At 41.3% G+C, this 12,450-nt stretch carries 9 protein-coding genes; all 9 read left to right on the top strand.

Translation table 11 applies throughout. From position 1 onward, the window contains the following. Positions 1-280 precede the first annotated feature (280 nt). The 9 genes from LK416_07210 (at position 281) to LK416_07170 (ending at position 12,439) form a co-directional block, all read left to right on the top strand. Positions 281-1,822 carry a sodium:solute symporter family protein gene (locus tag LK416_07210; GenBank protein UEA73502.1) on the top strand — a complete coding sequence of 514 codons (1,542 nt, stop codon included), beginning with the start codon at positions 281-283 and terminating at the stop codon, positions 1,820-1,822. 398 nt (positions 1,823-2,220) lie between these two features. After that, a complete protein-coding gene (gene argC / locus LK416_07205; protein ID UEA73501.1) occupies positions 2,221-3,261 on the top strand; it encodes an N-acetyl-gamma-glutamyl-phosphate reductase in 1,041 nt (346 codons plus the stop codon). A 55-nt stretch (positions 3,262-3,316) separates the two neighbouring features. Next, the gene (argJ, locus tag LK416_07200) at positions 3,317-4,543 is read left to right on the top strand and encodes a bifunctional glutamate N-acetyltransferase/amino-acid acetyltransferase ArgJ (protein ID UEA73500.1); all 1,227 of its coding nucleotides are present in this window, start codon (positions 3,317-3,319) and stop codon (positions 4,541-4,543) included. A 13-nt stretch (positions 4,544-4,556) separates the two neighbouring features. Then, positions 4,557-5,447, top strand: coding sequence for an acetylglutamate kinase (gene argB / locus LK416_07195; GenBank protein ID UEA73499.1), 891 nt, complete (start codon positions 4,557-4,559; stop codon positions 5,445-5,447). 183 nt (positions 5,448-5,630) lie between these two features. Then, complete coding sequence (locus tag LK416_07190) at positions 5,631-6,278, top strand: helix-hairpin-helix domain-containing protein (GenBank protein ID UEA73498.1); 648 nt, start codon at positions 5,631-5,633, stop codon at positions 6,276-6,278. A gap of 20 nt (positions 6,279-6,298) precedes the next feature. Then, positions 6,299-6,985, top strand: a complete 687-nt coding sequence (locus LK416_07185) for a response regulator transcription factor (GenBank protein ID UEA73497.1) — start codon at positions 6,299-6,301, stop codon at positions 6,983-6,985. A gap of 8 nt (positions 6,986-6,993) precedes the next feature. Next, a complete protein-coding gene (locus LK416_07180) occupies positions 6,994-8,448 on the top strand; it encodes a two-component sensor histidine kinase (protein ID UEA73496.1) in 1,455 nt (484 codons plus the stop codon). 23 nt (positions 8,449-8,471) lie between these two features. After that, entirely contained in the window at positions 8,472-9,422 is a 951-nt protein-coding gene (locus LK416_07175) for a GerMN domain-containing protein (protein UEA73495.1), read from the top strand. A gap of 191 nt (positions 9,423-9,613) precedes the next feature. Beyond that, positions 9,614-12,439 (top strand): ComEC/Rec2 family competence protein, encoded by a 2,826-nt coding sequence (locus LK416_07170; GenBank protein ID UEA73494.1) that lies wholly within the window; start codon positions 9,614-9,616, stop codon positions 12,437-12,439. Positions 12,440-12,450: the final 11 nt, after the last annotated feature.

The following is a 12,450-nucleotide window of genomic DNA, read 5'->3' as shown; positions in this document are numbered from 1 at the left end:
AACGACTTCTGAACAGCAGAATGAAATATTTGGCGAAAGCTGAAAAAATATCTGCACGGAAGTCGTTTTTTATATTGACGAAAATGGATGTATCCAATATAATCTATTTTGTGGTTTAAAACGTAGAACTTTAAAGTTACTTGACTTCAACGCAATAAAGCAAAATGAGCCGGATTATGTCAGAATTCGAAAATCAGAAATTATAAGATGCGCTATTGTTGGTGGAAAGTTGGCTGTAAAATTCTGCGAATACAAAAATGAGAAGTGACGGGAGGTCGACATGGTTATTAAAGTGATTATGCTTGTTGTATTCTTTGGCATAATGATCGGTGTAGGATTTTATGCAAGAAAACAGGCGACAGATGTGAACGGATTTGTACTGGGAGGAAGAAGCGTAGGCCCGTGGCTTACAGCATTTGCATATGGTACATCCTATTTTTCAGCAGTTATTTTTATTGGATATGCAGGACAGTTTGGATGGAAATACGGAATTGCATCCACATGGATCGGTATTGGAAATGCGATCCTTGGATCACTGCTTGCATGGGTAGTGCTTGGCAGAAGAACCAGACTGATCACGCAGAAGCTGGATTCCAGAACAATGCCGGAATTCTTTGAGAGAAGATATAACAGCAAATCCATGAAGATCATTTCTTCCTGGATCATATTCATATTCTTGATCCCATATACGGCTTCATTGTATAACGGTCTTTCCAGATTGTTTGGAATGGCATTCGACATTGATTACAAGATCTGTGTTGTTGCTATGGCAGTTCTTACCGGTATCTATGTAATCGTTGGCGGATATATGGCGACAGCGATCAATGACTTTATTCAGGGACTGATCATGCTGGTTGGCATAGTAGCAGTTATCTATGCAGTATTAAACGAGAGAGGCGGACTTACAGGTGCGTTAGACAAGCTGGCTCGTGTAAATGATCCGGCGGTTTCGGATACACCGGGTGTATTTGCATCCTTCCTTGGACCGGATATCTTCAATCTGATATGTGTTGTCATATTAACCTCACTTGGAACATGGGGACTTCCTCAGATGATCCAGAAATTCTATGCGATCAAAGATGAGAAGTCAATTAAGACAGGAACGATCGTATCTACTTTATTTGCTACGATCGTAGCCGGAGGATGTTATTTCCTTGGTGGTTTTGGACGACTGACTGAGACGGATGTAGCAACAGAAGGATTTGATGCGATCATTCCGCACCTGCTTGAGAATCTTCCGGAAGTATTGATGGGACTGGTGGTTATCCTTGTATTGTCTGCTTCGATGTCTACCTTATCTTCATTGGTTCTGACCTCAAGCTCCACACTTACGATCGACTTTATCAAAGCATCGATCGCACCGAAAATGTCAGAGAAGAAGCAGGTTCTTACAATGCGGATCATGTTGGTAGTATTTATCGCATTATCAGCGGTCATTGCAGTCATTCAGTATTCCAGCAAAGTGGCATTTATCGCACAGCTTATGGGTATCTCATGGGGTGCGATCGCAGGTGCCTGTCTGGCTCCGTTTTTATATGGTCTGTACTGGAAACGTACGACAGTGGCAGCCTGCCTTGTAAGTTTTATCTGGGGCGTTGGTATCATGACACTGAACTTTATCAGTAATACATGGCAGTTATTTAGTTTTCCACAGGCATTACAGTCACCTGTAAACTGTGGTGCAGCAGCGATGATCGGTGGATTGATCCTTGTTCCGGTCATCAGTCTGATCACAAAGAAACCGGATCAGGAGCGCGTAGAGGAGATCTTCTCCTGTTATGAAGCGACAGTAACCGTACCTCAGAAGGAAGCATTGGACTAATATTATTCAAAAAATATACATAATATGTATAAAGCCGGCAGACAGAAAAACATTCTGTCCTGCCGGCTTTAACATTTGTGTGAAATGCGTAAAAATGTGTTTGTACAAGAGCTTTTTGAATGTAAAATCAGTTTTCAAAACAGAAAGAAAGTATACGAACATATTAAAAATAGAATAAAAAAATAAATATCAAAATAATTTTTTGTATATTTATTAATTAATGCTTGAATATTATGCATAATAACTGTATAATCATGGAAGATTATACGAACTGTATTTTCCTATGAAAGCGGTTGACGGAAGAAAATGCAGAGAGTAAGATAAATGAATGTGTAGAAATACAAATAGGACGATGGCTGTAACGGAAAATGACCGGTCGCAGCAGATTGGAGTAAGATATGATAAAAGCAGGAATTATTGGTTCAACCGGATATGCCGGTCAGGAAATAGTAAGAATTCTTCTTGGACATAAGGATGTGGAAATAGTCTGGTATGGTTCCAGAAGTTTTATAGATAAGAAATATTACGAAGTATTTGGAAACATGTTTCAGATCGTGGATGCAACCTGTCTGGGCGAGAACATGGATGAACTGGCTGAGAAAGTGGATGTTATTTTCACTGCAACCCCACAGGGCTTATGTTCTTCTCTTGTAAATGAGGATATCTTATCAAAGGTTAAGATCATTGATCTGAGTGCGGATTTCAGAATTAAGGATGTTGCTACTTACGAGAAGTGGTACAAGATCGAGCATAAGAGTCCGGAATTTATTGACGAGGCCGTATATGGTCTGTGTGAGATCAACAGAGATAAGGTAAAGGGATGCAGACTTCTGGCAAATCCGGGCTGTTATACAACCTGCTCCATTCTTTCCTTATATCCGCTGGTAAAAGAGAAGCTGATCGATCCGAATACGATCATTGTAGATGCTAAGTCCGGTACATCAGGAGCAGGACGAGGAGCAAAGATCCCGAACCTGTTCTGTGAGGTAAATGAAAGCATTAAGGCATATGGAGTAACGACTCATCGCCATACACCGGAGATCGAAGAACAGCTTGGATATGCATACGGCAGTCCGATCATGATTAATTTCACACCACATCTGGTTCCGATGAATCGTGGTATTCTGGTTACGGCATATGCTTCATTAAAAGAAAAGGTAGATTACGATACTGTTCGTGCTGCATATGACAAATATTATGCAAACGAGAGATTTGTCCGTGTTCTTGACAAGGATGTATGTCCGGAGACACGTTGGGTAGAGGGCAGTAATTATGTAGATGTCAACTTTAAGATTGATGAAAGAACCGGACGTATCATTGCAATGGGAGCACTTGATAATCTGGTAAAGGGAGCAGCCGGTCAGGCAGTTCAGAATATGAATATTATGTTTGGACTTCCGGAAGAAGAAGGACTGCTGATGGCTCCGGTATTCCCATAAAGAGTAACGGCATCGGATATCGTGGAAGAACAGATGATATAAGGCGGTGATCGGTATGGAGATCATTTCCGGCGGAGTGACAGCTCCAATCGGATTTCTGGCAGCAGGTATGCACGCCGGAGTAAGAAAAAATAAAAAGAAAAAAGACATGGCATTGCTAGTCAGCAAGTGTCCGGCGAAGACAGCTGGAGTATTTACACAGAATGTAGTCAAGGCTGCACCTGTTATGTGGGACAAAGCATTATGTGACGATATCGGCTTATGTCAGGCACTGGTTGTAAACAGTGGAGTGGCAAATGCATGTACCGGAGAAGCAGGAGATGTTGATGTGGCGCATATGGCAGAGCTTGCGGCAGCAGAACTTCAGGTACCGGCTGATCAGGTTGCGGTTGCTTCGACCGGAGTAATAGGTATAAGGCTTCCGATGGAGACGATCGCGCATGGAATCCGCGAACTTTCAGGGATGCTTTCCGATGATTTGGAAAGTGGAAGTCATGCGGCGGAAGCCATTATGACGACCGATGTATATAAGAAAGAGATTGCGGTAAAGCTGCAGATCAAAGGGAAGACAATTACCATTGGAGGTATGTGCAAAGGTTCCGGTATGATCAACCCGAATCTTGGAACGGTGCTTGGATTCCTGACAACGGATCTGAATATCAGTCAGGAGTTATTGCAGAAAACACTGAGAAATGATGTCATAGACACTTATAATATGTTATCTGTCGATGGGGATACTTCAACGAATGACACCGTTATGATATTTGCAAATGGCATGGCAGGAAATGATGAGCTGCTTGAAACGGATGCGGATTATCCGGCATTTGCGGAGGCACTTCGATATATCAATACCTACTTCGTGAAGCTGATCGCAGCGGACGGAGAGGGAACGACGAGGATGTTTCAGGTACAGGTAGCAGGGGCGGAATCCAAGGAGGGCGCAAGAAAGCTTGCAAAATCCGTGGTGACATCAAACCTTGTAAAATGCGCCGTATACGGTTCGGATGCGAACTGGGGACGTCTGGTGTGCGCGATGGGACAGAGCGGGATCGCTTTTGATCCATATAAGGTAGATATTATAATATCCAGTGAGGCCGGTTCCTTAAAAATAGTTGAAAACGGGGTCTGTACCGATTATGATGAAGAAAGAGCGACGGAGATCCTGTCGCCGGATCAGGTATGTTTTCATGCGGATATGCATGCCGGTACAGAGACAGCTTCCGCGTGGGGCTGTGACCTTACATATGAATATATCAAGATAAATGCAGAGTATAGAAAGTGAGGAAGTAAATAAGATGGTAAAGGGAGATTATACAGTAGATCAGGTAATATCAAAAGCACAGACACTGATCGAGGCTTTGCCTTATATCAAGAAATTTCAGGGGAAAACAATTGTTGTAAAATATGGCGGAAGTGCTATGTTGGATGAGAATCTGAAATATAATGTGATTGAAGATGTTGCATTATTAAAGCTGGTTGGACTGAAACCGGTTATCGTGCATGGTGGCGGTAAGGAGATCAGCAAATGGGTAGAGAAGATTGGAAAAGAACCTGAATTTATTAATGGACTTCGTGTAACAGACGGGGAGACAATGGAGATTGCCGAGATGGTATTATCCAAGGTAAATAAGAGTCTTGTCAGCATGATGCAGAAGGTTGGTTTAAAGGCTGTGGGTATCAGTGGAAAGGATGGTGGACTGTTTACCGTTAAGAAGCGTCTGCCAGGTGGAAAAGATATCGGTTATGTAGGCGAGATCACAAAGGTTGATACAGAGGTGATCGATGCACTGGTCGATCAGGATTTTATACCTGTTATCGCCCCTATCGGTGTCAGTGAAGAATATGAGGATTATAATATTAATGCTGATGATGCTGCATGTGCTGTTGCAACAGCATTAAAGGCAGAAAAGCTGGTATTCTTAACAGATATTGAAGGTGTATTTATCGATCCGACAGATAAGTCTACTCTGATCTCAGAAATGGATATCCATGAGGCAAAGGATATCATTGAGAAAGGTGTTGTCGGCGGTGGTATGCTTCCAAAGCTTAATAACTGTATCACAGCCATGGAAAATGGTGTATCAAGAGTTCATATTTTGGATGGTCGCCTGAAGCATTGCCTGCTTCTTGAGTTCTTTACTCAGAAGGGTATCGGTACTGCAATCTTAAAAGAGCCTCTATTCTAAATGATAATTTTAGTAATACAAAAAAATAAAACAGAAAAAGATCGGAACTGTGTGGTAATAATGAGAAAAACCAGGAACTACAGTTCCGGTCTTTTTTCTATTTTACTATTGTAAAAGGAAAAGAAGTTCGTTAAAATGGAAATGTGTATGGTCATATCGGCATATACAGGAGGTTATGCAGATATGATGAAGAAAAAAAGAAGAAATGCCGGCTGTGTTTTATTCAGGGTAGTAGCCGGATTTATGATTATTTTCATGCTGTCGGGCTGTGGAAATGATCACGTTTCCTATGAACCTGCAGATGTGACAGATGATGCAGATGCACAGGTGACAGAGCAGCAGACAGATGAAAGTTCGGAAACATCGGAAAATACAGGATATGTATATGTCTATGTGTGCGGTGCTGTTAGGCAGGAAGGGGTATACCGGCTGCCGGAAGGCTCCAGGATCAATGATGCACTGATTCTTGCGGGTGGACTGACTGAGGATGCTGCTTCAGGTGTTTTGAATCTGGCAGAGTCGGTTCAGGATGGACAGAAGCTTTATTTCCCAACGAAGGATGAAATGGAGAATCAGCAAGGTGTTCCGGTAGACGGAACATATACGGATGGTCAGGCGAACAATAGTGAACAGTCACAGAAAATAGATATCAATACGGCTGATAAAGAACAGTTGATGACACTTTCCGGTATCGGAGAGGCGAAGGCAGAATCCATCATTCGATATAGGGCGGAGCATGGAAATTTTGCACAGATCGAAGATATTACAAATGTAGACGGGATTGGCGAGAGCCTTTTTCAGAAGATAAAAGAATATATATATGTTAAATAAAGATATAGGGGTGTAATCGTATGAAAAAAGTACTGGTTGTAGATGACGAAAAATTGATTGTCAAGGGATTGAAATTCAGTCTGGAACAGGATGATATGGAAGTCGATGTCGCCTACGATGGTGGAGAGGCATTTGAAAAAATAAAGAACAATTCATATGATATCGTTCTTCTTGACATTATGATACCGGTATATACAGGAATAGAAGTCTGCCAGATGGTGCGTGAGTTTTCCAATGTCCCGATCATAATGCTGACAGCAAAGGGAGAGGACATGGATAAGATCATGGGGTTGGAATATGGAGCAGATGATTATATCACAAAGCCGTTTAATATCCTTGAGGTTAAAGCAAGAATAAAAGCAATTCTCAGACGAAGCGGTAAGAAGGCAGAACCTGTAAAACCTGTGAATATCATGGAAATTAATGGTATGAAGGTAGAGCTTGACAGCAGACGGGTATTTGTTCATGGAAAAGAACTGAATCTGACAGCAAAAGAATTCGATCTTTTGGAATTATTAATGGCACATCCGAATAAAGTATATTCAAGAAACGAACTTCTTGATACTATATGGGGAAGTACATATCCGGGAGATGCCCGTACTGTGGATGTCCATGTTCGAAGACTCAGAGAAAAGATCGAAGATAACCCGGGAGAACCGGTATATATCCATACGAAATGGGGCGTCGGCTATTATTTTAAAGGCTGATATTTGCGATGAAAAAAGACAGAAATGATGATTTGAAAAAGACAAATATCATGATACATGGAAAACAGCATATTCGTCTTCAGACAGTGCTCTTTCTGATTATTGTTCTATTGGTGTTCCTTGTCGCGATAGGTATGCGAACTGTTTTTTTCAATTTGCTTGTAAAAAATGAATATCGTGATGTTGAAAAGCTTCTGAGAAATAATTCAAAAAATCTGGAATATCTGATCAATGATATTAATTCAGAAGCCGAGGGCACAAGTCAGACTTATCAGGGAGTAGATACACTTGCGTACAGTATGTCGGCCAGGATCATTATCGTTAATACAGATTATAATGTGATCTATGATAGTTTTCGTTTAATGAGGGATACTTATATCATGGATAATGATATTCACAGAATCATGAGCGGTGATGAGGCGGAAAAGATGGTGGCAGATGCTGCTTCGATCGAGTATATGTTTCCTGTGGTAAATCGGGAAGGCTATACCGATGATGTAGCAGTAGTGGCAGTCAGTCTTAAGGATTTCAATGATAATAAGACATATCTGGAGTATCGTGCGAATATTTTGATTTGTATATTTTTGGTACTTGGAGTGATTGCTGCTGTAGTGATTTCTTATACAGCGATCCGTGACACCAGAGAGATACGCAGACAGCTTTTGAACATGAAGGATGGATTCCTTGGGCAGCTTCAAAAGACCGGTTTATGGAAAGAAACCGGTATGGTCGTGGATAATATGAATGGGATATTTGCAAAAGCTCAGCTTCTGGAGGAATCACGACAGGAATTCGTATCAAATGTATCCCATGAATTGAAGACGCCAATCACATCTATGAAGGTTTTATCCGAGTCCATATTGATGCAGGAGAATGTTCCTGTTGAGACATATCGGGAATTTATGAATGATATTGTGCTTGAGATCGATCGCGAAGCCCAGATCATCAGTGATCTTCTGACTCTTGTAAAAACAGATAAGGGATCAGACAGTCTGAATATTGAACGCGTAGATATTAATGAGTTGATGGAGGTTATTCTGAAAAGATTGACTCCGTTGGCAGAAAAAAGAAATATTGAGATTACATTTGAGAGTTTCCGTGAAGTATCAGCGGATATAGATAAAGTGAAATTCACACTTGCAATATCAAATCTCATCGAGAATGGGATAAAGTATAATGTGGATGGTGGATGGATCAGGGTATCGTTGAATGCAGATCATAAAAATCTGTATATAAAAGTCGCTGATTCAGGTGTTGGTATACCGGAAGATTGTGTAGAGCATATCTTTGAACGTTTTTACAGAGTAGACAAAGCACGAAGCCGAGATACCGGAGGAACAGGATTGGGTCTGGCGATATCCAAGAATATTATCGTTATGCATAAGGGAATTATCAATGTATATAGTGAACCGGGTAAGGGAACTACATTTACGGTTCGTGTTCCGATGAATTATGTCAATTAGACGGAAGGATGAAGGAGTAAGATATGAAGACTAGAATCTTCGGTTATCGAATCGTTATTCGTATGGTCATGGTTTTTGCTTTATTATTTACACTGACAGGGTGTGGAGATAATAAAGTTAAGGATACGACGGGTTCGGGTCTGGATGCCAGTGAAGGCATGGATATATATACTATTTATTATATGAATGGTGACTGGACTGATTTTGTTGTTAAGCGTACGAATATTGACCAGCTTGAAGCAACAGAGAATACGATAGATAAATTAATGAATCTGTTGATAACATCAACAGATGACAAAAATTGCCAGATACCGGTACCAATGGGCATGGCTTATCAGCGCTACGCATATGATGGACAGGGTGTTGTGACGATTATGTTTAATCTGGATTATGAAACTGCTGAGAATTATCAGATCTTGCTGTGCAAGATGGCATTTACAAATACTCTTTGTCAGGTTGAGGGTGTTGATAAAGTATCCTTTGAGTTGTCTGATCTGATCGGAGAGAGGGAACTTGATACGAGTGTCTATTCAGAACAGTCTTTTTCAACCATAGACGGTAATTTTTTGAAGTCTGATTATTCGGTTGATATCTATGTGCCTGATACAACCGGAAAACGCTTGGATAAGAAAACAATTGTGATCGATGCAATGTCCTACAAGACATCGGAAGAGCAGGTGATGGAAAATCTGCGAAACTCAAAGGAGTGGAAAAGTCCGTTAGGAGATGATATAGATATTTTGGACATTTATGTTCAGGATCGTGTCTGCTATGTGAATTACAGCAGTTCTTTTCTGACAAATGTAGAACAGTATGATGACAGGATACTTTTGTATTCTATCGTAGATTCACTGGTTCAGCTTTCGGATGTAGATAAGGTTGTATTCAAGGTAGATGGTAAACAGGATTTGATCTATGGTGAAAATCTTGATTTTACTAAAGCTTATACGGCAGATTATTCAATTTGTAATTAAAGACACAGCTGTAAAATGCAGCTTCGCAGAGGCCGGCATTTGGAAGTTATATAGCTGTGCGTCAGGAGGAAAATAAAATAAAAAGACCACTGTTCTGGGTAGCGTGTGCCTTTCTGTTTGGAGAGACGGGGGCAATAGCTGGCAGCAGATGGTGTATTTGGGCTGCAATCATATTTGCAGCTCTTTTTGTTATGCACAGATATGAGATGATCGTGCATACGAATGATCGTGTGAAGAAGTTCAGTCCTAAGAGCTTTTGTATAAAGTTGAAACAGGAACCTGAGAAAGCTTGTATGAGGGTAAAACCTGAGGCTGATGAGGATAATGTTATGATAAAGTCCGGACAAGAAAACGATCATATGCAAGGAAATGGTGAGATTGAGAACGATCATATTAAGCTGAACACAGGATATAAGTATAGACGGAGAAGAATCGATTGTGTACATAAGTGGCGTAATACAGTGTTTGTATGGCTGATCTTTGTTTTTGTGGGAATTGCAGGGTATTGCAATATGTCCTCGCTCCGGACACAGGAGAATTTTGCAAAGGTTGCAGCGGGGGCTTCCTGTAAAGTGAGAGGAATTATATATGACAGGCAGGAGACGACTACCGGCTGGGTGATACAGATTCGTGCAAAGAAAGTGGTTATCAATGTAGCCGAAGAGACAAAAGTAGCTGAAGAGGCAAAAGTAGCCGAAGAGACAAAAGTAGCTGAAAAGACAAAAGAAATTGAAGAAGTAGGTAACCAGCTTGCTTATTCGGGACAGATGAAGATAGTCGCATATATGTCAACATCGGAAAAACCGATACTTGGACAAGATGTAGTGCTGTCCGGGGTTGCAGCTTTACCGGAGCATGCGACGAATCCGGGGGGATTTGATGCAGCGGATTATTATAAGGCAAAGAAGATATTTATGTTCTTAAAAGATACTTCTTATGTGGAAACAGGAGTGAAAAAATCTGAACTGTTGAATACCCTGCAGGGGATAAAGGAACGGGTTGCTTCCGTATATGATCAGACATTTGAGCCGAAGGCTGCTTCGGTTCTTTCTGCAATGGTACTAGGTGATAAGCGAGGGCTGGACAGGGATACAAGAAATATGTATCAGCTAAATGGAATTGCACATATTCTTGCGATATCGGGGCTTCATATAGCGATACTTGGTATGACACTTTTTGAATGGCTTCGTAAAAGAACAGGGTCTTATCGTATTTCCGGATGTGTGGCGATGATTGTGGTTGTATTTTATGGAATTATGACAGGACTGTCCGGATCTACCAGCCGGGCGGTGATTATGATGGGACTTGTAATGATCGGAAAAGCAAAAGGACGATCTGCGGATCTTCTGACATCGGCAGGAATTGCAAGTATAGGCATGGCTGTATGGAATCCGTATGTGATCCGGGATGCAGGTTTTCAATTATCCTTTGCTGCTGTTGCAGGATTAGCGGTGATTCATCCGGTATATGTTCAGACGTTCGGGAAAAAGGGGAAGCTGAGGCAGGCATTTGGGGTCAGTCTGTCATCTTCTCTGGCTACCCTTCCAATCTGTGTATTCTATTATTATCAGTTCCCGTTATATGGAATACTTTTAAATCTTCTGGTTGTGCCGTTAGTTTCCTGCTTGTTGATGTCGGCACTTGTAACAGCAGGATGTGGCATTATTTCTATAAAGGCGGCAGAGCTTGCCGGGATACCGGCACATTTCATTCTGATATTGTATGAAAGACTGTGCGGTCTGTCCGAGAAGATTCCATTTAGCAGTATAAATGTAGGGCATATTTCTGTTCGAATGGTTCTCGTTTATTATTTGGGACTTGGAGTGGTTCTTTTTATCTTGAGGTGTTATGCGGGAGAGAAGAATTCCTCTCAGAGTACGGATGAGAACAATTCGGCGGGCGAAGAAGTTAATAAGTCGATGAGAAAATCATTAGGTAGAGACTTGACTAAGCCGGTGAGGAAAAAGTCAGGCAGATGTGGCAGATATTTATATGGAATTATACTTGTTATACTGCTGACAGCGTTATATGAATACGCCAATCTTGATCGTTCATTTGTCACTGTATTTCTGGATGTTGGTCAGGGTGATGGAATTCTGATACGGACGGAGCAGGGAACTTCGATATTGATCGATGGAGGATCTACCAGTAACCAGAGAGTTGGGGAATATGTTCTGCTTCCGGCAATCAGGTATTATGGGATGTCGGAGCTTGATTATGTATTTGTGACGCATGGGGATGCCGATCATATATCAGGCATAGAGTATTTGCTGAATGCCGAACATATCGGTGTACGGATACGGAATCTGGTTCTTGCAAAGTATGGAGATAGACAAGGACTTGCAAATATAGAGACATTGGCAAAAGAGAAGAATATCAATGTTGTATACATGGAAGCAGGGGATAAGATTCAGGAAAAGCAGAATCCGGATATGGCAGGTTTGACTTTGGAATGTCTTTATCCCTCCGGGAGCACTTTGGAAGCTAAACAGGTGGTTGAGCGAGAAGCTGATAGTATAGCGGAAGCAAAACAGGTGGCTGAACGAGAAGCTTCTGGTATAACGGATGATAAGAAGATAGCAATTGGGTTGGATAATGCAATTATAGCGAATGTTCCGGGAGAAGAGGCTACAGGATCCGGTCTGAATGCGAATGATCTGTCAATGGTTCTTCTTGCGAAATATGATGGAAGAAAAATCTTGTTTACAGGAGATGCCGGAAGTATGGTAGAGAAAAGATTGATTTTAGAAAAAAGTATCCTGTTGTCAGAGACAGATGCATTAAAGGTGGGGCATCACGGTTCGCATTCCGCATCTTCCAAAGGTTTCCTTCAGATGACAAAACCGCAATATGCCATTATTAGCTGCGGCAAAAAGAACCATTATGGACATCCACATGAAGAAACTCTGATGCAGCTTCAGACAATTGGCGCAAGGGTTTACCGCACCGATCAATGTGGTGCAATAATTTTACACATACAATCAGGAAAAATTATGCTTCATGGGTATGGGGGATAAAATTTATGATT

Source organism: Lachnospiraceae bacterium GAM79 (genome assembly GCA_020735665.1).
GTDB lineage: Bacteria > Bacillota > Clostridia > Lachnospirales > Lachnospiraceae > Coprococcus.
This window is presented reverse-complemented; position numbering and strand designations above follow the sequence as displayed.